17 protein-coding genes and 4 pseudogenes are annotated in these 25,509 nt (G+C 43.3%); 11 read left to right on the forward strand and 10 right to left on the reverse strand.

Translation table 11 applies throughout. From position 1 onward, the window contains the following. Positions 1-14 precede the first annotated feature (14 nt). The 4 genes from H6F42_RS20780 to H6F42_RS20795 all read left to right on the forward strand — a co-directional run bounded on the left by H6F42_RS20780 (position 15) and on the right by H6F42_RS20795 (position 6,219). On the forward strand, positions 15-257 hold the full coding sequence (locus H6F42_RS20780) for a hypothetical protein (RefSeq protein ID WP_190401294.1): 243 nt from the start codon (positions 15-17) through the stop codon (positions 255-257). Further along, positions 244-663, forward strand: coding sequence for a PIN domain-containing protein (locus tag H6F42_RS20785; RefSeq protein WP_190401295.1), 420 nt, complete (start codon positions 244-246; stop codon positions 661-663). The genes H6F42_RS20780 and H6F42_RS20785 overlap by 14 nt, the downstream gene beginning before the upstream one ends. Before the next feature lie 24 nt (positions 664-687). After that, positions 688-5,829, forward strand: a complete 5,142-nt coding sequence (locus tag H6F42_RS20790) for a DEAD/DEAH box helicase (protein ID WP_190401296.1) — start codon at positions 688-690, stop codon at positions 5,827-5,829. A 66-nt stretch (positions 5,830-5,895) separates the two neighbouring features. Continuing rightward, the gene (locus H6F42_RS20795; RefSeq protein WP_190401297.1) at positions 5,896-6,219 is read left to right on the forward strand and encodes a hypothetical protein; all 324 of its coding nucleotides are present in this window, start codon (positions 5,896-5,898) and stop codon (positions 6,217-6,219) included. A gap of 110 nt (positions 6,220-6,329) precedes the next feature. On the opposite strand, the gene H6F42_RS20800 is transcribed toward H6F42_RS20795, so the two are convergent. Then, positions 6,330-10,106: a WD40 repeat domain-containing protein gene (locus tag H6F42_RS20800; RefSeq protein WP_190401298.1), complete on the reverse strand. Its 3,777-nt coding sequence runs from the start codon at positions 10,104-10,106 to the stop codon at positions 6,330-6,332. A gap of 161 nt (positions 10,107-10,267) precedes the next feature. Between H6F42_RS20800 and H6F42_RS20805 the strand changes: the two genes are divergently transcribed. The 3 genes from H6F42_RS20805 (at position 10,268) to H6F42_RS20815 (ending at position 12,731) form a co-directional block, all read left to right on the forward strand. Further along, positions 10,268-10,735 (forward strand): hypothetical protein, encoded by a 468-nt coding sequence (locus tag H6F42_RS20805; RefSeq protein WP_190401299.1) that lies wholly within the window; start codon positions 10,268-10,270, stop codon positions 10,733-10,735. Positions 10,736-10,762: 27 nt separating this feature from the next. After that, complete coding sequence (locus H6F42_RS20810; RefSeq protein ID WP_190401300.1) at positions 10,763-11,704, forward strand: hypothetical protein; 942 nt, start codon at positions 10,763-10,765, stop codon at positions 11,702-11,704. An 82-nt stretch (positions 11,705-11,786) separates the two neighbouring features. Then, positions 11,787-12,731 carry a hypothetical protein gene (locus tag H6F42_RS20815; RefSeq protein WP_190401301.1) on the forward strand — a complete coding sequence of 315 codons (945 nt, stop codon included), beginning with the start codon at positions 11,787-11,789 and terminating at the stop codon, positions 12,729-12,731. 289 nt (positions 12,732-13,020) lie between these two features. On the opposite strand, the pseudogene H6F42_RS22405 reads toward H6F42_RS20815, so the two are convergent. The 6 genes and pseudogenes from H6F42_RS22405 to H6F42_RS20845 form a co-directional block, all read right to left on the reverse strand. Continuing rightward, positions 13,021-13,202 (reverse strand): annotated as a pseudogene (locus H6F42_RS22405) (alpha/beta hydrolase); the annotation flags it as partial. A 501-nt stretch (positions 13,203-13,703) separates the two neighbouring features. Continuing rightward, positions 13,704-19,508 carry a phytase gene (locus H6F42_RS20820; RefSeq protein ID WP_190401302.1) on the reverse strand — a complete coding sequence of 1,935 codons (5,805 nt, stop codon included), beginning with the start codon at positions 19,506-19,508 and terminating at the stop codon, positions 13,704-13,706. A 416-nt stretch (positions 19,509-19,924) separates the two neighbouring features. Then, positions 19,925-20,203 (reverse strand): transposase, encoded by a 279-nt coding sequence (locus H6F42_RS22410; RefSeq protein ID WP_347272340.1) that lies wholly within the window; start codon positions 20,201-20,203, stop codon positions 19,925-19,927. Beyond that, positions 20,104-20,565, reverse strand: a pseudogene (locus tag H6F42_RS22025) (transposase). The gene H6F42_RS22410 and the pseudogene H6F42_RS22025 overlap by 100 nt, the downstream one beginning before the upstream one ends. A gap of 787 nt (positions 20,566-21,352) precedes the next feature. Beyond that, positions 21,353-21,550 carry a hypothetical protein gene (locus H6F42_RS20840; RefSeq protein WP_190401306.1) on the reverse strand — a complete coding sequence of 66 codons (198 nt, stop codon included), beginning with the start codon at positions 21,548-21,550 and terminating at the stop codon, positions 21,353-21,355. 83 nt (positions 21,551-21,633) lie between these two features. Continuing rightward, positions 21,634-22,005, reverse strand: coding sequence for a hypothetical protein (locus H6F42_RS20845; protein WP_190401307.1), 372 nt, complete (start codon positions 22,003-22,005; stop codon positions 21,634-21,636). A 134-nt stretch (positions 22,006-22,139) separates the two neighbouring features. On the opposite strand from H6F42_RS20845, the gene H6F42_RS20850 reads away from it, so the two are divergent. Next, entirely contained in the window at positions 22,140-23,123 is a 984-nt protein-coding gene (locus H6F42_RS20850; protein WP_190401308.1) for an IS30 family transposase, read from the forward strand. Positions 23,124-23,213: 90 nt separating this feature from the next. Here the strand turns inward: H6F42_RS20850 and H6F42_RS20855 are convergent. Continuing rightward, positions 23,214-23,441 (reverse strand): annotated as a pseudogene (locus tag H6F42_RS20855) (IS1 family transposase); the annotation flags it as partial. A 22-nt stretch (positions 23,442-23,463) separates the two neighbouring features. Here H6F42_RS20855 and H6F42_RS20860 point away from each other — a divergent pair. The 3 genes and pseudogenes from H6F42_RS20860 to H6F42_RS20870 all read left to right on the forward strand — a co-directional run. Further along, positions 23,464-23,682, forward strand: a complete 219-nt coding sequence (locus tag H6F42_RS20860; RefSeq protein WP_190401313.1) for a hypothetical protein — start codon at positions 23,464-23,466, stop codon at positions 23,680-23,682. A gap of 98 nt (positions 23,683-23,780) precedes the next feature. Further along, positions 23,781-24,293 carry a hypothetical protein gene (locus H6F42_RS20865; protein ID WP_190401309.1) on the forward strand — a complete coding sequence of 171 codons (513 nt, stop codon included), beginning with the start codon at positions 23,781-23,783 and terminating at the stop codon, positions 24,291-24,293. Further along, positions 24,248-24,595: pseudogene (locus H6F42_RS20870) on the forward strand (IS5 family transposase); the annotation flags it as partial. The gene H6F42_RS20865 and the pseudogene H6F42_RS20870, both read left to right, overlap by 46 nt. Positions 24,596-24,604: 9 nt before the next feature. On the opposite strand, the gene H6F42_RS20875 reads toward H6F42_RS20870, so the two are convergent. Further along, a complete protein-coding gene (locus H6F42_RS20875) occupies positions 24,605-24,883 on the reverse strand; it encodes a transposase (protein WP_242018552.1) in 279 nt (92 codons plus the stop codon). Positions 24,884-25,023: 140 nt separating this feature from the next. After that, positions 25,024-25,509, reverse strand: a 486-nt coding sequence (locus H6F42_RS20880) for a transposase (protein ID WP_206755010.1), incomplete at its 5' end; no start/stop codon positions are given.

A 25,509-nucleotide genomic window follows, 5' to 3' on the forward strand; every position in this document is an offset into this window, starting at 1 on the left:
GGAGAATACATACCATGCCCAACCTAAACACGATTCAACAAGACATCGCTGAACTTACCCCTGAAGCACAGCAAATTATCTTTAACTTAATCGATTTACTGAAAAACCACCCCAAACCAAATCAGCAAAGCAATCTAGCAACCCCAAAACAAGACTGGTCAGACTTTATCGGTTGCATGGAAGCAGAGCCAGATCTATCCAAAAACTACAAAACCTACCTGAGTAATGAACTCGAACAAAAGTATGCTAATCGTTGATACTGGCTTTTGGTTAGCTCTGGCAAATCGGAAAGATGCTGCTCATCAATCTGCTACTCAACTATTTCAAAAACTAGAGAACGAAGAATTTATTACAACTTGGTGTGTAGTTACAGAAACCTGTTACCTCATGCAAAAAAGAGTGGGGATAGATGCACCAAAACTCTTTATCCGCAAAATTGCAGCAGGAATGGTAAAAATATTTGATCTCGATCCAACCCATTGCCCTCGTATCGAACAGCTTATGGAAAAATATCGAAACTTACCAATGGACTTAGCTGATGCTTCCCTAGTTATCCTCGCCGAAGAGCTAGGGCATGGTCGTATTTTGTCCGTCGATTATCGAGACTTCAACACCTATCGCTGGAAAAATACAGAACCATTTGAAAATCTATTTCAAAAATAAACATCAGTAAATGCAGAATCGAAAATGAAACCTAACGCACTTAATATCTTTGCTCAACGCGATCGCATCATCAATGAATATCGCAGCTACATCGAAAGCTTTCTCAAAATTGCCGATCCGCGACTCAAGGAATTTGTCGAACAACAATTAGATAACGGGCATCTCTGGACACCACCCTTACTCCAACTTACCCCTGCTTACAAAAATGGACGCAGCACCGATCAGCTAATTGCATCGGGGATTCTGCATTCTGATTGCGCTAAATATTTTTGTTTTGAAGACTCAGAGAAACAGAAACATCCTTTCCAATTTCGCTATCACCAAGAACAAGCCTTTGCGATCGCCCATCGTCAAGAAAACTACGTTGTCACCACAGGCACAGGATCGGGCAAAAGTTTAACGTACATCGTGCCAATTTTTGACGACCTAATCCGTAATCCTGATCAAACAGGCGTTAGGGCAATTTTGGTATATCCCATGAATGCCTTAATTAATTCCCAAGAAGAAGAGTTAAAGAAGTTTCTCAAAAATGTCCCAGATACCCATATTCGCGTTGAAAAATATACAGGTCAGGAAAGCCAAGCTCAAAAGATCGCCATCCAAAACGATCCGCCGCAAATCCTGCTCACAAACTATGTAATGCTCGAACTGATGCTTTCGCGTACCCATGAAGCAAAGTTTGTCAAATCCCCAAATTTAAGATTTCTTGTCCTTGATGAATTGCATACCTATCGCGGTCGTCAAGGCGCAGATGTAGCAATGCTAATCCGAAAACTGAAGCAACGGTGCGGTCAAAAGCTGATCTACATCGGCACAAGCGCCACCATGTCCACCCAAGGCGATCGCCATGATATCCGCAAGACGATCTCAGATGTCGCCAGTAAACTTTTCGGTTCGGAAGTCAAACCCAATCATGTGATCGATGAAACCCTCAAACGTTCCATTGATCGCCCCGAACCTGACCTTGAAGAATTAAAAGCGGCGATCGCCAATCCCTTCCCCGAACCATCAGATCCGCAAATCGATCTAACCCTCTTTCGCCAACATCCTCTCCCCGCTTGGATTGAGATGAACTTTGGACTGAAAAATGACAGTGGACATTTCATACGTCGTACCCCGATAGCCATCTCTACTGGTGCAAAGCAACTCGCTGAACTGACAGGACATCCGATCTCTGAATGCGAACAAAAACTTACCGATGTATTGCTATGGGGCAGCCGTACAAAAGGGTTAACTTTTCGACTGCATCAGTTTATCTCCCAAGGTGGCAGTGTCTATGCCACCCTTGAGCCAAAAGATCAGCGATACCTTACCCTTGACGGACAATACAGCACCACAGGAGATCGCTTGCTGTTCCCCATCGTCTTTTGTCGCGAATGCGGACATGATTACTACATGGTGCGTTGCGATCGCGAAAATCATAAAATTACGCCGCTACTCCCCAATGCGATCGACTTTGACCCCGATAACACCGAAATTCAAGAAGGCTATATCACCCTTGATGAGCCTGATTTATGGAGAGAGGAAGATTGCGATCGCTTACCTGATAGTTGGTTTAAAGTTACCAAAAGAGGTGGACGGGAACCCCAACAAAAATATATTGATCGCATTCCGCAAAAGCTGCGGATTCTATCCAATGGAACGATTACCGATAAATTAACCGCAGGTATTCCCTGTTGGTTTGTCAAAAAGCCTTTTCGCTTTTGTCTCAACTGTGAAATTCTGCATGATGGACGCAAAGCCGAATTTACCAAGCTCTCTCGACTCAGCAGTGAAGGGCGCAGCAGTGCCACCACTTTGCTCTGTCTTTCCACTGTTGAAGAACTTAAAGCAAGTCTAGGTGAAAATAATCACGCTGCTAAAGTTCTGAGCTTTACCGATAATCGTCAAGATGCTTCATTGCAAGCAGGACATTTCAATGATTTTGTGCAAACTACATTTCTGCGATCGTCTCTATGTGCGGCTTTGGCTAAAGCCAAACTACTTACTCATGAGGCTCTGGCTCAAGCTGTATTCAAGGAAATGAATTTGCCCGAAGAGGAATATGCTAAAGAACCAGCCCCCTTTGATACCAGTAAAAGAAATGAGCGAGTTTTTCGGAACCTATTGGAATATCGACTTTACGAAGACCTACGACGCGGCTGGCGATTATTACAACCGAACTTAGAACAATGTGGCTTACTAGAAATTCAATATCAAGGATTAAGAGAAAATTGTAATGATGAAGGACTATGGCAAACTATTGATCATCCTATCCTCAGTAAAGCATCACCTCAAGAGCGCTTTATTGCGATTAAGGAACTTCTCGATTTATTGCGGCGCGAACTAGCGATCGATGCCGAGCTATTAGATGCAGAACGAGTAGAACGCCTATACAAAGAAGTTACTCAATCGATTAGCGATCGCTGGAAATTTGAACTAGATGAAAATCTCTACAAAGCAAAATCGGCAATCTTCATCAAGGATAAGGATGATACTAGTTCAACTAGCAAAGCAAAAAGCAAATCATTTAGCAAATCAAATACAAGGGAGACGATCGCCCTGAGTAAACGCAGTCGGATCGGGCGATTCTTGAGCAGCAGTGCTGCATGGTCATGGTTAACTGAATCACTCTCAGAGCTAGCCTATCAAGAATTACTAGAAAAATTAATCACAGCTTTACGAGCTTCAGGATTTCTGTCTGGAGATACTAAAACCGTGCAGCTTTGTCTCGCTAAAATTGAATGGCACGCTGTCACCTTAGATCAAATTCCTGTTAGCTTACTCACTACCAAGCGGCTTCAAGGCAGCACTACTAACCAAACTAACACCAATAAATTTTTCCAAACCCTATACACAAGAAACGCAAGCGGCATTAAAAATCTCGAAGGTCGGGAGCATACAGGACAAGTTACTAATGAAAACCGCGCCAAGCGAGAAGAAGACTTTAGAAATGGCAAAATTGCGGCTCTATTCTGCTCGCCAACGATGGAGCTAGGAATTGATATCTCTGACCTCAATGTTGTACATATGCGAAATATCCCCCCTAGTCCCGCTAACTATGCTCAGCGTAGTGGACGAGCAGGACGGAGCAATCAAGAAGCTCTCGTAATTAGCTATGCCTCCGTTGGCAGTGGACACGATCAATATTTCTACCAACGTCAAGGACAAATGGTTTCAGGGGTAGTTGAGCCTCCCAAACTAGAACTTGCTAACCAAGATCTCATGCAGTCCCATGTTTATGCGATTTGGTTAGCACAAACTGGTGTTGATTTGCAAAATTCCATGAATCAGTTACTAAACATGGATGCGCCAAATTATCCTCTCAATGACGATATTCGAGCCAGATTTCAATCCACAAGTACAGGCAATTCGCTAAAACAATGCATTGAATCTGTTCGAGAAGTCCTAGCCGATCAATTCTGTCAAGCCGATATTAATCGTGCTAGTTGGTACAATGACGACTGGATACGGCGTACCCTTGAAGATGCCCCTAACGCCTTCGACCGTGCTTGCCAACGTTGGCGAGATCTATATGCCGCCGCAGTCAAGCAAAGGGAAGAATCCAGAAAGATTAGCGATCGCTTTGCCGCAGGTGGAATTAGCAATGCCGAGAGAGACAATGCTGAGAATTTAGAGATTGAAGCCAAAAGACAAATAAACTTACTAATAGGGGCAACTAGTAACCAAAATCGCAACTTATCAGAACAGGAGTTTTCACCTTACCGATACTTTGCTACGGAAGGCTTTCTCCCTGGATACAACTTCCCTCGCCGCCCCATTCGCACCTACATTCCTTTTGATGGCGGCAGATTCATTTCTCGCCCTCGTAGTGTTGCAATCCGTGAGTTTGCACCCTCTAATATTGTCTATTACGAAGGCAGTAAATTCCAAATTGCTAAAACCAAAATATCTGTTGGTGGCATTCAAGATGAATATACACAAGCTGCTTTTTGCTATTCCTGCGGTTACTTCCACGAAGGACAAGCTGGCTGGGAAAGAGAAACCTGTGAAAATTGCGGTGCAAAACTTGAAGATAAAGGTAGATTAAATGCCAAAACCCAGCGTTTACTGGAAATGAATACGGAATCAACCAAACGCCGTCAACGCATTACCTGTGATGAAGAAGAACGCCTAAAATATGGCTACACGATGACTTCCCATTTTCGCTATGCCGCTAATAAGCGCGAAGTTGCTAAAGTCTCAGTTCAAAGCGATCAATCTAGGGAATGCTTGATAAAACTTAGTTATGGAGAAACTGCCAATTTATGGCGCGTCAATCGAGGATTAAAAAATAACCGCGAAGAGATTGGTTTTAAACTAAATCCTAAAACAGGTGAATGGGGTGATATTAAAGCAGAAGAAAATCAGGTTAATAACCCTGAAGACTTACCCCATAATCAAGTTCTACTCAAGGTACAAGAAACCTCCAATATTCTCGTGATCGAACCCCAGAATATGCCTAAAGAAAGGCAGGAGGCATTTCTTGCTACTTTGCAATATGCCTTAGAGAGAGCTATTCAAGCGGTGTATATGCTCGAAGAGAATGAGTTGTCTTCCGAACGTCTTGGGAATGGTAAATATTTATTGTTCTGGGAAGCTGCCGAAGGTGGTGCAGGTGTTCTATCTCAAATCATTAGTGACCCCAAAGCATTCCAACGTATTGCTAGAGAGGCGCTAGATATTTGCCACTTTACCGAAGATAAAGACAAGCCTGACTGTGTGAAAGCCTGTTATGAATGTCTATTGTCCTATAGTAACCAATTGGATCATGCCTTGTTTGATCGCCATCTAATTCATAACTACTTAGATAAGTTAACAACTAGCCTAATCGAGCGTCATTCTTCAGATATCAGCAGAGAAGAACAATATCAATCCCTACTTTCCCAAACAGATCCAAACTCCGATTTTGAAAGACAAGTTCTTCAGGAAATTTACGACCAGCATTACAAGTTACCTGATGCAGCCCAATACTTCATTGAAGAAGCAAATATCAAACCTGACTTCGTTTACTTAAATGAAAAAATTGCTGTTTTCTGTGACGGTTCCGTTCACGACTCTCCCGAACAACGAAAAAAAGATCGGCGCGATCGCGAAAATCTAAGAGATACAGCAAATTTTTATGTGATAACTCTCCGCTATGACCAAGACTGGCGTTCAGAGATAAAAGGCTTAGGGTTGCAATAGTTTTTTATATTCCTTTAATTCTTTTACTTAGCAACTAATTTCAAACTAACAAACGGACTGATTACAATGACACAACCTCCTCTCCCTCAACCCCAACTCGATCGTACTCCAATCACCTTCGAGCAATACGATGAATACACTCCCCAAAAACTAGAGCTATGGGATGGTTTCTATAACTATGGAGATCAAGACATGACAGGCTTTCACCTTGCCATACTCACCAATATGGGACTACGCGCCGCCGTTAGCAATGTCCCGATCGCACAATGGTTAGCCGCCATCCAAGAGGTTGCTTTACAAAATCCCAAGCTTGACGATGCTTTGCGCGATCGCATAGTTCGAGGAATAGCTGAGTTGAATGCCATAACAGGATGTTTAGAATCTGAGTAATGTACTTTGTTCCATTGAAATTGTGATGCGATCGGAGTTCATTTGTGAGGCATTCGTAAAAATTGGGAAAAGATGTCAGTAAGCCTAAAGCAATCCCAAATTATGCCAAATTATGATTTCAAGGCTCCAAGAGATTGCAGCATCGCGATCGCTTCAGGAGTGAGTCCCTTCACACCCGTCAGATCCATCCCCTCATACATCCTAGGAGCTTTAAAAGTCTGTAAACATTGCCCCGTCTTCAGATCCCAAATTTTTGTGGTTTCATCAGCACTGCCACTGATGATATAGCGACTATCGGCACTAACTTGCACCGATAAAACCTGATCGCTATGTCCCGTCAAGGTACGAACTAACTGATCGGTTTGGAGGTTCCATAGATGAATGAGACGATCTTGATCCCCTGCAATTAGCCATTTGCCATCGTTGCTAATATCAATACTACGAATCCATTTTGATAGGGCTGTATAAGTCTTGATACATTGCTTAGAGGTCAGATTCCAAATGGTGATCATATTTGCGGAGGCGATCGCTAGCTGTTCGCCATGGGGATGGAAGACCACACCCCAAACCCAAGTTTCAAAATCGCTAAAGGTATGAATACAAGCACCTGTAGCCACATTCCATAACTTTACAGTAGCATCCTGTCCCGCACTGGCTAACCACATTCCATCATGACTAAATCCAATCGAACGAATCCAGTCTTGATGTCCTTCCAAAACTCGTAATAGGTTTCCTTCTGGAACTTGCCAAAGCCGAATCGTGTAGTCACTGCTGCTACTGGCAAGGATTGGCTCAGTGGGGCTAAACTGCACCGCTAAAACTTGGCTCTTGTGAGCGTTCATAACCTTTAACTGTCTGCCAGTGCTAGCTTGCCATAGACGCACCGAATTATCACCGCTACCCGTTGCCACCAAGTCCTGATCGTGATCGAAGGCAATTCCTAAAATCCAAGTGCTATGACCTTCTAGCGATCGCACACATTTGCCTGTCGCTATATCCCATAGCCGCACCATGCAATCCCCACCACCACAGGCAATCATCTGCCCATCCTTGCTAAATTTCGCGTCCCAAATCCAATTGCTATAACCTATCCAAGTTCTTAGAACTAAGCCTGATCGCCAATCCCATAGGCGAATTGTGTAATCGCTACAGCCCGATAAAAGGGTGCGCCCATCGGGACTGAACTGCACAGCCCGCACCCAATTTACATGGGAAGTGAGGGTTTTACATAACTTTCCTGTGGCTGTATCCCATAGTCGAATCGTGGTATCACTGCTAGATGTCGCTAACATTTCCCCGTCGGGGCTGAACTGCACAAAGAGAATGTGGGCGGTATGTCCTTTGAGTGTATGGAGAAGTTGGATAGAGAGATTTGATGATTGAGATTGATCTTGAGATTGAGTTAGGGATGGAGATGGAGAAAGACTTGTGAGCAACTGCCATATTTTAACTGTGTTGTCGGCACTGCCACTGGCAAAAATGTTACCATCAGGATGAAAAGCTACGCCAAAAATCTGATCGCTATGCCCTCCATGCGTTGATTGGGTAATAGTTTGGACTAGCTTGGGTACTTCCTGCCATTGAGAACCTAATTGCCAAATTCGCACCGTGCGATCGCTACTACAGCTAAGTAACAAATCACCTGCATAGTTCCAACAAACATTCTGCACTTGGTCGGTATGTCCAGAGAGAAGATGTAAGCATTCAAATTTTTGAATATTCCAGAGGCGAATACTGTGATCGCCACAGGCGGAGGCGAGGATGGGGTGATGCGGATGGAAGGCGATCGCATGGATTTGATCAGTATGACCATATAGGGTTTGTAAGGCTCTACCAGTGGCAACTTCAAAAAAAGCAATAGAATGCTCACCCGTACCGATCGCTAAGGTCTGTCCATCGGGGGCAAAAGCGACAGTCCGAATCCAACTGAGAGAACCCCGCACCATCCATACCAACTGCCCATCAGCCAGCCGCCATAGGCGCAAATAACCGCTTAATTCTCCTGTAGCAAAAAATTGCCCATCGGGACTATAGGCAACGGCAAAGACTGCACCAAAAGTTTCCGTTAGTTGGGTATGTTGCAGATCCGCATAGGCAAAGCTGGTGTGGGGCATCGGCACGTTGGGGGCGTAGGCGTGCCATACGGCTAATCCTGCAAAATTACAACCCGTGAGATCCTGTTTGAGATGACAAAGCAGATTGAGCAGATTGCCTGCGGCATAACTGGCAAAGGGTTGATGATTGGAGGTAGGATTTTGCGGACGAATTTGATGGAGAATGGATTTTAAATGCTGGGCGATCGCTTCGGCAGCACCTAATCGCGCTTGCAGTTGACGCACAATTGGTTCAAGGATGAGGCGACTCTGGCTACAGCGAATATGCTCTTTGACCGTAGTTTTGAGAAAGGCGTAATGATGCAAAATCGTCAAATCCTGCCGATCTAATAGCTCACTGCCCGCCTGTTCGGTAAATCGTTCGGTCACATATTCCATTAGCATGGGTTGCTGGGTGTAAAGTCCTGAATTATTCTCAAAACTTTTTTCGATGAGATTTCGCCAATACAAACTTGCGATCGCCTCTAATACTTTTGAGCGCGAAACCTTGGGCAGTAAATCGGTGCAGAGTGTATCTATATCTGTCCATTCCCGATTAATTGCCAACCAAAACATAATCGCTTGTTCTAAGGCGGAAAGCCTTGCAAATTGCTGATCTAAGAGGCGGCGAATCCCACTAAATAGAATGGCATCTTCTTTAAGAAAAAGGGCAATTTCTCCATCAAATAAATCGCGAATTGTGGCGGCGATAATTTTTATAGCGAGGGGACTATTGCCATAGCGATCGCCCAGAATTTTGGACTCTTCGGGAGTTCCCTTAATGCCTTTAGACTGCAATAAACCCAGACTTGCCTGATCTGAACCATTGATTGTGAGTGAACATACGGGCAGATCTTCTCCTTCTAAAAGATTAAATTCACTAGCCTTCTCGCGACTAGTAATAATCAGAGTACTGCGGTGCGGAGTCTCCCCGATTAACCGTAACATTTCTCCATAAGTCTCATAGCCTTGACGATAAGCGCCAACAATACCTCCATCTAAAATGGTCTCAAAATTATCTAGTACTAATAGACAACGTTCCCTTTGCAGATATGCCAATAGTTTTGGTAAATTAGGCTGAATTTCTTGATGAGCAGATAAAATATCGAGCCAATTTCCTAAAATCGTATCGAAACTCGGCGCATTGCGTAGCGATCGCCAAATGATGTAACGAAATGGCTCGGAGGAATTTTGCTGCTGTGGGATCACTTCATGTAAAAGCTTAGTGACTAAAGAGGTCTTGCCTATGCCACCCATACCAAAAATCCCAATTAAGCGTTTGACTGATTCTCTCTTTGCCAGATGATCCTTTGCTAGATGATCCTTTGACGCTAAACCTAGCCATTGCATTAATTGTTGAATTTCCTGCTGCCTACCATAAAACATGGAGACATCAGGAGATTCACCAAAATCAACTTCTGTAAAGTTTTGGGGTTTGGATAAAGACAAGCGTTCCTGACTGTCAGGCCTTACCAACTCATCATTATCAAAATTTTCGAGAGCCTGATTAGATTGATTAGTCTGATTGGGCAATTGATAATCATCTATCTCTAAAAGTAAGCCAAATCCATGAAAAAAAGTTTCTAAAGTAGGCTTATCAACAGGCACTTTTGCTTCCAATACTTTCGTAATGGTTTTAATTGATAAACCTGTACGATCGCTAATTGCTTCAAGGGTATAGCGATCGGCAAAATTTTCCGCGATTTCCTTTTCTCGCCTTGCTTGCTGCAATTTAATTTGACCATGCGGAGTAAGGACGACACCTCTTTTCCGCAAATTACGCTTTTCTAGCATTTGGCGCAAAATAACATTAACTTACTGCTTAAGTTACCACTTTTAGCTCTTAAGTTACCTTATCTTCCCTAGCTTTATTTAGCGATCTCCGCAATACTAAAAAACGTGAGGAGTTAGACAATATCTACTAATTAATACCTAATATATCGGAGAAAATCACCATGATTCATCATTTATCCATTGCAGTTGCGAATCCCTTTCGAGTTGCCAAAGTATTTGCGGAATTGATGAATGGACAATTTTTTGAGTTTCCCATTCATCAAGGTACATACATTTCGATCGCAGATGATGCCTATGGCACTGCGATCGAAATTATGCCGCACAAAGCCGTATGGTTTGCCGGCTTGGCGGAAGGTGAGGTCAAAGAGATGGAACAAGCTCCAGCCTTGCACTCAGTTCATGCTGCTATCTCTGTTCCCATCAGTCGCGCAAAAATTGAGGAAATCGGTATTCGTGAAGGTTGGCTGGTGAGATTTTGCGATCGCGGACCTTTTCAACTCATTGAATTCTGGCTAGAAAACAACTTGATGATCGAATTGATTACAGAAGAGATGGCAGCAAATTATTTGCAGTTTATGCGTTCTAGCACCTACGCCGCCTTCCTTAACGAAATTAAAGCCACAGCCTAATATTCTTTCCCGTATCAGGGTCTTTCTATGCTTACCAAATTAGCTAATTATCACGTAGCGATAGCTGCGATCGTCTCTATTAATCTTCCATGCCTCATCGCTCCAATTAAACCCGTCGAAGCCAGTAGCTTTACATCGACAAGCCAAGCGACTCTCTTCAATCGTGATGGCGTAAATCTTGGGCAATCATTTAACAACACTGCCGATAATCCTATTCTTTTCTCTGCGAATATTAGCAATCAAAATGGAAGCGCTAGTGCAAGGAGTTATGCGGGTTTTGGTGTTCTCAAAGCCGAGTATCAGGCTTATGCCTTGGCAAATCAAGTTGATGCTAGAGCTTTTGCAGGTGCGGCTTTCACCCTAGATGACCTTGTGTTTTCAGGGACTAGTACTTTGCGAACAATTACTACTTCCCTAAATCTCACTATGGATGGGAGCTTTGATAGCAATGGCGCTCCTAGCAATCCTTTCCCTTCTAATTTTGTATCTATTGGTTTAGGGTTTAAATGGGGCAGTGGTTTTGATGGTGTCACTGCTCAGGGCAGGATTAGTCGGGTCAATGGCGAAGTTTTTCGGGAAGGATTGCTTGCCAATTACGATCCCAATATCTACAACCTGATCACTACGCCTCAATTTACCTTTGATCCCAGTAAATCTCAAAGTGTAAGTTTAAGTCTTGGGTTGCAAGGTCAAGCGGTAGAACGCAATAATACCTATGCTTTTAGTGTGGCTAACTTTTTCAATACCCTGTCATTTGCTCAGTCGGGTAATGTCTTCAACTTGCCAGAAGGTTGGACAGTGAATTCTAAGGATGGGCAGATTGTGAACAATCGCTTTGTTGGGTTGCAACCTCGTCCTGTACCGATTGGCGGAGGCTTTATTGGTATTGCGATCGCAGGAGCTTTTTTGAGCAAAAAATTAGCATTTTGTAACACAAGCCGAAAAATAAATAACCCTATCGGGGGATAGATAAAAATTGCTGATCGCTAAAATTTTGTGCTAAAATTTCACTTCTTATTCGCCTTGAATATAGGTAAGTGTAAAAATAACTATGTCACAGTTCTCTCAGCTAACTAAACTAACCAAGTTAGCTACCATCCTTTCTGTAGGAAGTGTAACGATTGCCTTAGCGCAACCCGTACAATCTCAAAACCAATTAGAAAAGACTGAATCAGCAGAAATTGCCACAAATAAGCCAAGTATGGCAAATGCACCCAGTATAATCACTACCCTCGATTTACAAAATCGTAAGGTGCAAATTCCTTGGGGAAAAGTCGTCATTATCCGCGATCCATTTGATGGAGATGTAACCAAAGTATTCGAGCGCCAAGTGGTTTCTACTTCTAAGAATACTAATCCAGAAGTTAATGCGGAAGATAACGTTATGGGAGCGCCAATGCTTAGTAGTGAAAATGTACTAGTTACGGAATGGTCGCCCACCTTGGTAAAAGCCTATGTGCTTGTCTCTAGCAGCACCTGTATGCCACAAATCGCCATGCCCAACAACGTTAACTCTGGTGGCTCACCCCTTGATGCGATCGGCTCGCTCTCCTCATTAACTTCTATGGCTTCGATGATTCCTGGTGCAGAATCAATCGGCATGATTGGGGGCGCTTTAGATATGTTTAGCGGTATCGTCGGTAGTGTCGCAACTCCTGAACCCCCATCCCCTAAAATATCTTGTCAAACTTCTACTTCTGAATTTCAAGTTCCAACTCAAGACTTAGAACTGAAAGTTGGTTCCAAAGTCTTTAAGTTGACTAAAAATAAAGAAGGATTTGCCCTACCTCCTGAAATCTCGCAGGAACTTCGGACGGCTCAACCAAAATCAGTGTTTGTACGAGCTACTCTCAACTCTGAAGTCAAGGACATGGCATCTGTAGCCTCTGGCAACACTGGCATGGCTTTAAATAGTCCTGTTATTGCCGAAGTCAGTCCAAACACAGTTACGGCTTGGCGCACGATCTACAGCAATCCTAAAAGTAATCCCAAGTAAATGATAAAGTGGCGAAAGTACTAAGGAGCTATAGTGTCCTGATAGTTAAGTAGCTAGGCATAATTAATTACAAACCAAAACCCGTAGATTTGCGCCCCGAAGGGGCGCAAATCTACGGGTTTTGGTAATTTATTTTGCACAAGCACTTATACTTTTATTGATGATGAGCTTGTAAAGTTACCCACAGAAAGTCATGATACAGAAGGTTTCTAGCAAGGTGAATACAGCAATAAAGGTATTAATCTTAGGATTTTCTCTTTCAGTTTGCAGTGCGATCTCCTAACCTTTAGCCTCTAATATCTTCCACGAACTCTGACATCACATAAGCAGATTGAGATTGAGGCTTATCACTATCGTTATAACCGCGCAGATCGACAGCAACAACAACAGCGCATCTTTACCCTCGGTAACATAGTGCAGTTTTATCCCGTTCGTATCAATCCTATCGTGATGCCAAAGCTCTGCGATCATAATATTTTGAATGTAACAACTAGTGCAAGTTGGCTCTAGAAAAAAGTTAGAAGTATCAACTACATTATCTATCCCCGAATGACGATGATTTTACGTCCTGCGGGACTAATTACATTCTCAGTTGTGGTGCGATCGCTAATCGGCGACAAACCAGAACAGCGATCAAAGATCACCAACTAACCAATATCCAAACTCAACCCCGACAAATACTTAATGCCATCATCACCAGATGGGGACAATTTCTGGATAGTTGGCACTCTTGAACAATGGCTCACCTTGTTGTCGACAGAATTTGAGAAAAGCATGAAGCATCTCCCGAATCTGTTGGTATTGATGGGAACAAAAACACGATCTAAGTGCTTGTGCAAAATAAATTACCAAAACCCGTAAAGTTGCGCCCCGAAGGGGCGCAACTTTACGGGTTTTGGTTTGTAATTAATTATGTCTAGCTACTTAAGGTATTTGATTTTGTTCATAACAAAATCAAATACGCGAGAAAGATTAACCCAAGAAAACGAAACTAGAAGATGTCAAGCTAGACGTGTCAATGCCAGTTAAAGTCGCAAGGGTTGAGCCATTCAAACTAATGGTATTGCCAGAACGAGTCAATTGAGCGAAGGTAGCTCCAGAAGCATTTAAGCCAATTACATCTGTCCCAACTTGGAAATCCAAGATAGTGTTGGTAGCAGTTGGGGCGGAACTATTAAAAATCCAGAACTGGTCAGTACCCGCACCTCCAGACAGCAAGTTATTGCCACCATTACCAACGAAGAACTTGTCTTTACCGTCGCCTCCAAGAGCGCGATCGCCAAATCCTAAGAAGAAGGTATCATCACCAGCGCCGCCAGACATACGGTTGCCGCCTTTTCCTTCTTTTGCATCAAAGGTGTCATTTCCTTCACTGCCAAATACGCGATCGTCCTTGCTGACAAAGATAGTGTCATTTCCACTGCCAAGATCTACTCGGTTGTTACCAACAGCAAAGGAAGCGTTAAACTGTAAATCCACTTCATCTTTACCTGCTCCAGTAAAGAGAATATTGCTACGTCCATCAAAGGTGTTTCCATTAGTGGCAATCAATAGATCGTCGTTAGGAGTTGCACCTGTGGATACAAGTTTAGAATCAGCAACAACTTGATTGGCTTCGACTTCAAACTGGCTGACGATCGCAGGCACGCGACTAGTAATCAAACTAGGATCGGCTTCGAGTTCAGCGCGGGTGTAAGGCTTGATACCATAGGTGGTAACGGTCAGTTTCTGAGTGGTTGGATCGATATTAAACTCAGTCCAGCCGTAGGTTTGAGTTGCAACATAGTCGCCTTGCAACAGTTTTGCCTTAATCAAGCCATTGGCTTGAGCGAGGTTGTTGTTCAGACCGAGCGGATCGTAGCCGAGAGGTGCTAAACCACCATCGACAATGGATTTGATAAAGTCATCCTTATCATTGACCGCGCTATCAGCATCATTTGCCACAGGCAGTGAGTCGTAGAAGGCTTTGCTTTGAGGAGTGATGATTTCAGCAGAAAGAGCAAGTTCGGCGACGGTAGGGCCAAATGGAGCATCAAATGCGACAGAACCAGTGGTAATTTCAAAAGCATTGGTAGCAATTTGGGCTTGTCCAGCACCTAATTGATAGGTGAGGTTGTTTACCAATGTTCCGTGAATATCAGCAGCAATGAAGACAACGTTATTAATTTTGTTCTCATTGATGAACTTGAGGATTTCGGTGCGCTCGGCGGCGTAGCCCTCGTAGCGATCGCTTGCTCCAAATACACCAATATTTTGAACAGGTTCTGGAAGGTTGACGAACTTCCAAGTCACGCCATCTTTTTGCGCTTGTAGCAAATCACGCTTGAGGTCTTCAACTTGGACTCGGCCTAAAAATGTTCGAGCGGGATTGAATGACTGCGCCAAGAAATTGCCAACTTGAACTTGATCGCCGAGGTTTGTGACGTTAGTTAGCCCAGGATCGCGGAAGGAACGAGCATCAAGAACGATATTGATTGCATCGCTACCGTAAGTATTTGCCCGATAGAGTTTGCGTTCACCAGCAGTGCGATCGTCTCCAGTTGCTCCGTAGAACTGATCTTGGATGGGGTTGTACTCTTGGAACGCTTGCAAACCATTGTTGTAAAGTGGCGAATCATTCACCAAGCCGCTCGTAGCACCATACAGAGCCTTGATTTCAGCAGAGGCATTGGCAAGATTCTCACCACCTTGGAAGTCATTGACAACTTCGTGATCGTCGATGGTGGCAAAAACTGAAGTGGAAGCGCGCAAATCGGCAAAATAGTTTTGACCATAGCGACTGCCGTAGACTTCGTCCTGCTTAATACGGAAATCTTGTAATGTCGTTGCTTGGGCTTTTTCGTTGCCATTAGCATCTTTCAGCGCTGGAGATGCGAAGTCAGCGTAAATGGTGTCGCCTAGTGCTACGAAGAACTTGAGGTTGCGTTCGTCTGCGTTGGCGATCGCTGGGTAAGGAGCGATTTCACCGCGCCAGTCACCAGTGACACCAAAGGTCAATCCAGATTGCTTACCGATCGCATCAGCAGTACTGAATTTACCTGTCGCAATATCTCCAGCCGCATCGGTGACGCGATAGAAGTAGTTAGTTCCTGCGGTTAGCCCAGTAATATCAACCTTAACGGGTTGAAGCGCATCAGTCACAGTAGCTGTTTTTGTGCCAGCGATCGCGCTGAAGTCAGCCTTGGTGGAATATTCAAACTTGACAGAACCCGTAAAGTTGCTGCGAGTCCAAAGTACGGTGGAAGTTTGGGTCGTATCGCCGCTTGCAACACCATTCAACAAGGAGTTTGCTTTAGGATTGCGAGGATCGAAACTGGTGGTATCGATTTTAAGTGGAGTCGAGAAGGCATTAGCAATGTTCTCAAAAGGAACAAACTTGAAGTTGCTGCTGATATTTTCTAGTTCGCCATCATCTTCAACTAATACAGCAGGATCGTTGCTACCATCTTGGGTAAAGAATGCACCAAATGGGAAGTTATTACCCAAAGGTACGTTAATCACTTCAGCACCATCAGACTCTTGAACGCTGTCGATACTGCCATTGTTGCCAACTGAGAATCTTCCGATGAATTCATTACTGCCTTCTCGAGCATATGCAGCAAAGGAGTTGTCACCTTGACTCGAAGCAAACAGATAGCCAGTGCCATCCTTACCGTAGTAAATAGTCAAACCTTCGACATCTTCAATCAGGTTCTTGCCGCCCAAATCTTTGACTTTATCGATGAGCGTGCCTGTATTGCTGCTGTTAGGTTCGGCATTGTACTTCCAGATACCGACGTTTTCTTGACCGATATACAAGAAGCCTTTCTCTTGATCGACAACAATTCCTTCCGTTTGAGGGTCGATGCCATTGATGGTTGGAACGGTGAAGTTACGGACTAACTGATAGCCAATCGTACCGTTACCTTTATCTACAAGCTTGAGTTGGGCAATGTCCCCAGTTTGACGGCGGCTTGTGAAAACGTAATAATCGTTAGTTACGGGGCTGCGATAAATCGTTAAGCCGTAGGCACTCCGAGAAGAAGCCGAGAAAGAACCTGTAAATGGCGCACCTTGGAAAATCGTAGCAGCGCTGGTATCGGTAATGTTGGTTAGGAAATTTCCGCCAGTACCATTGGCATCGATCTTGAAGATCGCCAATTTGTCGTTATTGCGATCGCTAGCGACAGCAATATCAACCTTTTGACCGCCGAGGGTAAAGCCATACTGCAAGTCAACGTTGTTGTAGCGAATGTCAGGATTGCTAGGATTGATCGTCTGCAACAAATTGCCAGCGAGATCGTAAATCCGCAAGCCGCCATTCTTGACGCTAGTGACAACTAAGCTCTTGTTTGAATCGGTAGCGTTGACATAAATCGCAGGATCGTCAGCATCAGCACGTTGGCTGAATGGCTTAGTGTCGTCATCTAAAAGGGCTGGACGAGTCTCAACTGTAGGCGTTACAGATGGAATCACATCAGCGCTGAGGATGAGGATTTGGGTAAATTGAGTGCTGCTAAAGTTGTTGTCGCTGACTAACACAATTGACTGACGACCATCAGCAAGCTTAGGACCAAAGGTAATACCTTCGATGTTGTCCGTACCAGTTGGCAAGGCAAGATCATCAAGTTCGAGCAGTAAACGCTTCTGAACTGGGGCGATCGCCGCAAGTTGCTGGGTAGTTAAGCTGGACAATGAATCGTTGAAGCTAATGTCAGTCGCCCCTTGAAGCGTGATTTCGTAAATTTTGATCGTGTTGCCAGTGTTATTAACGGTTCCAACTGCACCAACTGCAAAGGAACGCTCAACTGCCAACAAAGTGCCGCGATCGTCGATCGCCAATAAATCTACTAAGCCGTTAGTAGCAAATTGATTAGCAGGAATTGGAGGAATTGCAACTTTATCGGTGATGTAGAAGTATTCTTTTTCGGGCTGACCGCTTACGAGGTTGTATTGAACGATGCGCGATCGCGAACCATTGTTGATATTCGCTTCAACACCATCTTGGAACAGAGCATTTTCAGTTGCAGTGAATAGAGTTTTTTGATTTGGAGCGAGCGTCAAGCTTTCAAAAGCAAGGTTGTTGCGAACACCAGCCGTCTGCGTATCGCCAGCATTGACAGTGCCACTGCCATTGGTGTCTACTACCACTGGCAAGAATTTTTTGGGAACGGGCAGCGATCGCAGTTCTACGCCAGTAACCAGATTAAATTCTTTAATCCAAGGATCACCAACGCGACCGACAGCAGGATTAGCTTCCCCTTCCGACGATATAAATACTGTACCATTCTTGGTAACAGCAATACCTTCAGGATCGAGGGTATTTGCAACAAAAGGATTACCGTTTATGTCCTTGAGTTGAACAACGTTGGTAAAGGTAACTGCATTGGTTACAGGATTGAGAGTAAAGGTGTAGAAACGGGCATTAGACGAGCGATCGTCAGAAATCGCATAGTAGCGATTATTAGCCGCGTCATAGGTCACGCCCGACAATCCGCCAACAGGAACATTAGCGCCATTAATTTGCGCGGCTGCGCCTGTCGGTACAAAGCCAGTTGCAAAAGTTGTATTGCCAAGCAGCTTAGCCTCAGTAACAGTCTTGCCCGCAGGAGTTGCGCCAACTAATGCATCTACATAGATCAAGCGGTGGTCTGAGCTTGGGAAGGGGAAAGTCCCAACGGGCGCGAAATTAGGATCGCTATTGAGGGGCCAATAGACAGCCGAATTGGTGATTTGCAAATCCGTTGAAGGTAAAGCATAATCAGTTCTCAAATTTCCTGGAGCACCATCCGCAAAGTCAGCCGTATCAAAAGCAGGGTTTCCCTTTTGATTAACGTTGGCTCTTCCTTGCAATCCAGCTTGCTGTATTCCCCCGAGACTCGCAGGAACAGAATTGGTATTGATGTTTGGATTTAGTAGCAATTGACGAATGGCATTATTAAAGCTATCGCCATCCAGAGGATCGGCATTCTGATCGCCCATGATCACAAAGCTAGAACCAGTCGCAATACCACCTGTTTTGCCCTTGTCATCATAAATATAACCACCTTTATCAGGAGTAATATAGTCTGCCCAAAAACGAATTTCATCAGCATTGCGCTTACCATTACGATCTTCAGTACCGTCAAAAGTGGGCGGCGTAGGATGGCTGAGCAATAAATGGACAGTCTCACCATTAACTTTAATTGGTACATCCCAATGACTCTTAGAGGATAAGCGCAATACTGCAATCTCTTCAGGAGAATAAAAACCATTCAGGTTCTCATTTACAGTTGTATTTGGGTTGTCAACCGTAGGATCGTTTGTGAGCAAATTTCCTGGCATATCCTTCCATAGAAAATTCTGGAAAGTGCGGATGTTCGGTGTATCGATCTCATACTTAGACAATAGCAACATCCCAAATTGTCCGGGAAAGTTACCAAAACCAAAAGCATCGTCACCATATCCAGTTGTACCAGGCGTTGTAACCGCAACGCCATTGTTATTGAGGTCGAAACCTGAAGCAATGCCAGTATTTGAAGGCGCAATATAAACGAAAGGATAGTTAACAGGTGTTGCCCCGTTTTGGCTGACACCGAGATAGTTTTGCTGTAGGAGTGTGACTGGCTGAAGTGGACTTGCAGCGAAATAATCGAACTCGTTGATCAGCAGCACGTCAGGATTGTTAAGCTGAATGATTTCAGCAACTGCTTTAGCTTGTGCATTGTTTGGTGTAGAAAAATCGGTAACTGTCTGTCCTTCAGCGTTGCGATTTAGAGACGCATTAAATTGTGAAAAGCGAACGGATGTAGTTGCCATGATGTTTACGACGTTTAAATTCAAATAAGATCAAACGGAAATATAAAGAGATCGAATTGCGATCGCATTGAGAAATAGATGTCATTTAAAGAGAGTTTTAACTATTCTTCTCTCATGTAGCGTTTGACACCTTGCTTTTCTACCTTGGGTAAAGTCAGTCAAGAATCCTGGTATCTCGTCTTGTTCAAATCCTCCATTTCCATAGATCCTAAGTAGCGAGCGATCGCTATATTTCTTAAGACGTAGATATGCAGATAATACAAGTACAACCTGCGAAGCAAGGTTTAGAACTGGTTATGCATTAGTTAAGTTTTCAGACAGGTTGTATTAAGTATTCTGTAGTGAAAGAATGTAAGTATGGTTGCTGCTTCACTCCGCCCATGAGACTGTTAAGCAAAGTGTGTAAAGTCTAGAAACTAGATATGAAGATGATCCTCAAAGAGGATAGCAAAGCGATTAAGAGCGGGTTTCCAATCACGAATTGGCATAGTACACTTCTTAGAAATATTCCAAATCGCTAAATAAACCAGCTTGAAATCAGCGTCATCAGAGAGAAAGAACTGCTGAGACTTAATCACTTTTCTCAAACTGCTATTCATCGACTCAATGACATTGGTAGTGGTATAAATTGCTTTGCGAATCTCAGGAGGAAAGCAAAGAAGTAGATAATATTCACCCAATGACTGTGCCAACACTTGGAGATTGATGGATATTGCTTATCCCATTTCTCAGCAAAGAGTTCGAGATTAAACTCTGCCTCCGATTCCGTCGCCTTAGCATGAATCGCCTTGAGGTCAGCACAAACCTGCTTATGTTGCTGCCAAGGTACAAAAGCGACCGAGTTACGCACCATATGAACAATACATAACTCACTGTAGCTGTGTCTAAGGAAATACAGTTTCTATGGCATTAGGAAACCCTGTCAAGCCATCGACGCAAGCAATCAAAATATCTTTCCATGGCTGCAAATTTCGGTGAGTACTGACAACCAGAATTTAGCACCCTCCCTGGGGAAAATCCACATACCCAGTAATTCCTTGTATCCATCCATATTCATCACCAATGCGACCTACAGGGACTTGTTAATTACCCTGCCATTGTCTCGGACTTTGATGACTAGACAGTCCAGAAATACGATTGTGTAGATCGCATTGAGGGGACTATAGGACGTATTGCTTTACTTCATCAACTACCTCATCAGTGATATTGGAAATGAGGGGGGATACTTCTATGATTATGACCATAAGCTTGCCGCCATTAGCACCATAAATTTACCGCTACTGAGTTTGAAATACTTATTTTACCGTTGGGTTCTCCTAGATTCGTCTCCCCAGATGGAAGCATAAGTTTGCCGAAAGTCTTGAATTACAAGCATAAGCTTGCCGAAAATCGTAAACTCTAGAAGCTGCCAAAAGCCTTGAGTAGCGTTGTGTTATCTGCCTGCTGCATCTAGATTTGACTCCCATCGCTGATTTTACCACTCCAGTCACAGACAAATTTTGCATGTGGCTGGGCTAAAGGGCTTAAGGAGACTGGATATAGCGGACATCTACTACCGAAATGCAGACTGGCTATGTGTTAGAGTCCATTGCCTTGGAGGTTGATACCATAAGTTTGCCGCTGCGGCAAACTTATGGTCATAATCACAAACGCGATCGTTTTCAAGATCGAAACCTCAATTCGTCTTAGAAATATCTTAGAGCAAATAATCATCAATTATTTGTCATTAGATTTATACGAATAAGTATTTATACTTACTGTTGCCAACGTGTTTTCAAGGTTTGAGGGCTTTGCTTGGCGCGTTGTTATATATTGAAGGGGTATCTGCTTTGTTAGTTAAACATTTATTGATCTTTGGGTTTGCGAAAATTTGATGTTGCTATCGCCGAAATGAGTTTAGATATCATCATGACATTAACGAAAAGCTCAACCCAGAATGGCGGGTTATTGCCTTTTGTATTGTCGCCTTGATCTAATTTCTGCATTTCTTGGTTGTGCTTAGATTTTTCTCCTGCAAATCCTTTAGGCTTTTTTCTAGGCATCTTTCTCTCATCCTCTACACTAAAGCTAATTTTGATAATTGTTCTATCATGAGTATGTAGATAAAAAACTAGGATGCAGAGGTTTAGCTAAACTGAGATACCAATAATTCTTGGATGGGAATAAGATTAAACGAGTTAGATTCACTGCCCAGCCATTGAGTCCCATCCCAAATATATACCCACTCTTCGGAACAAATCTCTTGCAGATTTCTGAGTTTGGGTTTTTCTGTTCCCCATGATTCTTGGGTATCGCGGTTATAAAATAAGCAATTGTTGATCGAGATTCCCAGCACACTCATGTTACCTAAAGCTAGAAGCTGATCAACTTGCTCTGTTGTTGCATAATGCGTTTGCAAGAGTACCCCTGCATAATCAACATAGCCGTCACGATGTAAATACACGGATAAATAAGAGTCATCATCAATTTGTTTACCAATTATCGCTCTCGTAGACATAGATTTTTTCGGTATTTAGATCGTATTACTTGAAACAACGCCAATTCAAGGATGAAGTGCAACACCTAGAGATCTTTGCATAAAGGGACTCATAAGGATAATCTGATGATAATCACAACAATCAGGAGATCCTCATGAGCTATATCCAGCTTAGCACCATAGAAAGAAGTGAACTGTATAAACTGCGAGTAATTGACAAGTTATCCCTATCAGATATCGGTCGTCGGCTAAACCGAAACAAAAGTACGATATCAAGAGAGTTATCGCGCAATACAGACGAGCGCCAGATTGGCTATTTGCCAGACACTGCGGTTGCCCTGATGAAAGCAAGGCGGAAGAAAGCAAAGGTAAGATTTCAGAGCCTCAGTGCTGAGACGATCGCCGAAGTAAAACAACGGTTAGAGCAACACCACAGCCCAGAGCAACTAGCAGGGAGAATGGCAAGGGAGGGACTAGATAAAATCAGCTATGAGACAATTTATCTGATGATCTACGCAAACCATCAAGAGATGGGAATATATCAACAATATCTGAGGCAGAAGCAAAAACAACGACGACGCAAAAGTCGCAATCAGAAACGAGGTGGGATTCCAAATCGGATTGGGATAGAGAATCGACCCAAGATTGCAGATTTAAAAACAGAGATAGGACATTGGGAAAGTGATACGGTAATCGGCTGTAACCACACAGGTATCGTAGTTACACATGTTGATAAAGCCTCGAAGTATTTACTGGCTGGACTAGCTAAGAACAAGACGATGTACGAGATAAACAGAGTGACATTCAATCTGTTTGAGCCTATAGAGTCAACATCTCGAAAGACAATGACCTTTGATAATGGAAGAGAATTCTGTGGACATGAGAAGCTATCTAAAAGGCTACAAATAGACACATTCTTTGCGAATCCATATCATTCATGGGAGCGTGGATTGAATGAACATACCAATGGATTAATTAGAGAGTTCTATCCCAAAAGTACGAACTTTAAAATCGTGAAAGAGGAGGACTTTCAGAAGGTGGTGAATTTAATAAATCATAGACCGAGAAAATCTCTTGACTATCGTACTCCTTACGAAGTATTCTTTGCTTCATCAGAAACTGTTGCACTTTATCCTTGAATTGGCGCAATAGTATCTTCTGTGTGGATCGATCAAGTTTACATAGCGCCTTGTGCTGTATATTTGATCCTATATGAAATTCGGGTAGTCCTAAACAAGTAAGGATGAATTGTAGTGATGAATAAAGAACCAGATAGCACCAATGTGATTTTCTAGTTTTTTAGAGAAGGAGAGAGTTTTACGAACTAAGCGAGAGACACGTTGCCGCATCGTACAGTTAAAGCGCTCAATATAATTGGTTTTACCCGACTCCTTCCCCACAGTCTTGTGACGCTGAGAAGGGAATACAAGAGCATAAGCCCTCCAAAAATCTGTGTAAGGAATGAAAAACAAATAACTTGTGCAAATCAGGATAAGCTCAGATAAAGAAAGAAAAGGAATGATTTTGGGATATTACAGCGAAGAACTTGAGATAGAGATGTTGAAATTTTACGATTCACTGCACGAGAAAGATCAACGCAGATATGCAGCTATTGAAGCAAAAAAGCTAGGACATGGAGGTATAACTGAGATCTTGCACCATTCAAGAAAAGGGGTTGTAGAAAGAGCAGAAATGTGAAAAAAAGGGCGTAGTAGTAAATTCAAATAACGATTATGGAAAGCATCGTTAAGCACGCCTAATGGCTAGTGTATAGTCTTCTGTGTTTGATGCCAAGTGTGTATCAAAAAGCAAGTCTTAATGCAATATTAGGGCTATTTCTGGAAGCACAAGGGCATCCTTATCCAGAACATACACAGATAAAATCAGCAAGTGCGCTCAGTCGATTTCTCAATCACTATAACTGGTCAACCAGAGGACTAATTCGAGCAACAAGGCAGGCTATTTTGGCACAAATCGCCAAGCATCGCCCATCGAAGAGAGGGTCATTAAAGATACTGATAGACTTGACCACCCTAGAAAAATGCGGCAAGTTTTTACATTTGAGTAATCCCACTAAAGACGAACCCGACCCATGGGTGAGAATACTAAACGGCAAGCGCGGACTAAATCTGGTTGTACTGTATTTGGTCTATGGTGAGTGGCGCGTACCATGGAGCTTTAGAGTATGGCGCGGTAAAGGATACCCCAGTCCCTCTGACTTAGCCTGTAAGTTATTGGGGACAGTCCCCAAGCAACTAACCCACAGTTGGGATATGTCCGTCGCAATCTTGCCCATATCGACACCCTAATTGCCGCAGGGGCAAAGCTATCAGAATTGAAGAAGAATCTCTATCGGAACTTACTAGTCGTCAGTGAAGTATATCGGCAACAACAATTGATGTACGAGCAAGGTTGTCATCGCATAGACGACCGCATCGTCAGCATTACGCAACCTCATATGCGTCCAATCGTCAGAGGTAAGTCAGGAACACCTGTGGAGTTTGGCGCTAAACTCTCAGTTAGTTGTGTGGATGGTCATGCCTTTCTCGACCATCTCAGTTGGGATAACTTCAATGAATCAGGGGATTTGCAGCAGCAAGTAGAAATGTTTAATACCAAATCACAAAATAGAGGCGACAGATAGAGCATCAAGAATGGAAAGCCAGCCGACAAGAGAAGCAATAACAGATTTAGACATTTCAGAGAGACGAATGGTAACAAAAAGCTGTAACTCATTCATATTTTTTGGCAAAGCAAACCGCAATCCTTGCTTCAAGTGAAGCCAAACTCGCTCAATGGGGTTTAATTGGGGAGAATGTGCAGGCTGAAAAATAAAAATGATATTGCTTGGCAAACGTAAGCGCTTAGCCCGATGACAACCAGCTTGATCAACTTGCATGATTATGATGCTGTCTGCAAATTTCTCGGAAACAAGGTCAAGAAATATTTGAAAACAGCCTCTACAGAAATTGGCAACTGAAATCGGTATTGAAATTAGAGTAGCCCACTATCCTCCTTATATAGCTGTCGCCAAGTGTATTAGGACGCAGAAGCGGCCAGAACAGATTCCATGGCATCACGTAAATTGTCAGAATTGCGTAAAAGTTTGCCAATTCGATGCTTCAACCAATCCCAACATTTTTCAATGCGATTGAGGTCAGGAGAATAAGCAGGTAGATAGACTAATTTACATCCAGCCGCTTCAATTAATTCGCGAATTCTACCACCGTGATGAAAGGTAGCATTATCGATAATTACCCACTCCTTGGGTTGGAGTTTTGGGATTAAACAAGTTACTAGCCAAATTTCAAAAACGTTGCGATTACAGGCTCCTTCAATAGTGAAGGGAGCAATTATTTGTCCATCCCGATAGCCAGCAATCATATTGATACGCTTTTTTCTAATCCCAGACGAGAGTGTAAAGTGAAATGTGTAAAGTCTGGGATGTATGCAGAGAGATAATCTAGCCACACAATAACTAACACAAAAACCGATGAATATTCGCAAAGAATTGCTAGATGAATT

Origin of the sequence: Pseudanabaena sp. FACHB-1998, assembly GCF_014696355.1 — a bacterium.
Lineage (GTDB): Bacteria > Cyanobacteriota > Cyanobacteriia > Pseudanabaenales > Pseudanabaenaceae > Pseudanabaena.

Excerpts from the sequence above, each read along its gene's own strand:
- H6F42_RS20795 (WP_190401297.1), top strand. The coding sequence starts at position 5,896 with ATGACACAACCTCCTCTCCCTCAACCCCAACTCGATCGTACTCCAATC.
- H6F42_RS20845 (WP_190401307.1), bottom strand. The coding sequence starts at position 22,005 with ATGTCTACGAGAGCGATAATTGGTAAACAAATTGATGATGACTCTTAT.
- H6F42_RS20875 (WP_242018552.1), bottom strand. The coding sequence starts at position 24,883 with ATGCAAGTTGATCAAGCTGGTTGTCATCGGGCTAAGCGCTTACGTTTG.
- H6F42_RS20815 (WP_190401301.1), top strand. The coding sequence starts at position 11,787 with ATGTCACAGTTCTCTCAGCTAACTAAACTAACCAAGTTAGCTACCATC.
- H6F42_RS20800 (WP_190401298.1), bottom strand. The coding sequence starts at position 10,106 with ATGCTAGAAAAGCGTAATTTGCGGAAAAGAGGTGTCGTCCTTACTCCG.
- H6F42_RS20785 (WP_190401295.1), top strand. The coding sequence starts at position 244 with ATGCTAATCGTTGATACTGGCTTTTGGTTAGCTCTGGCAAATCGGAAA.
- H6F42_RS20805 (WP_190401299.1), top strand. The coding sequence starts at position 10,268 with ATGATTCATCATTTATCCATTGCAGTTGCGAATCCCTTTCGAGTTGCC.
- H6F42_RS20810 (WP_190401300.1), top strand. The coding sequence starts at position 10,763 with ATGCTTACCAAATTAGCTAATTATCACGTAGCGATAGCTGCGATCGTC.
- H6F42_RS20840 (WP_190401306.1), bottom strand. The coding sequence starts at position 21,550 with ATGCCTAGAAAAAAGCCTAAAGGATTTGCAGGAGAAAAATCTAAGCAC.
- H6F42_RS20790 (WP_190401296.1), top strand. The coding sequence starts at position 688 with ATGAAACCTAACGCACTTAATATCTTTGCTCAACGCGATCGCATCATC.
- H6F42_RS20850 (WP_190401308.1), top strand. The coding sequence starts at position 22,140 with ATGAGCTATATCCAGCTTAGCACCATAGAAAGAAGTGAACTGTATAAA.
- H6F42_RS20780 (WP_190401294.1), top strand. The coding sequence starts at position 15 with ATGCCCAACCTAAACACGATTCAACAAGACATCGCTGAACTTACCCCT.
- H6F42_RS20820 (WP_190401302.1), bottom strand. The coding sequence starts at position 19,508 with ATGGCAACTACATCCGTTCGCTTTTCACAATTTAATGCGTCTCTAAAT.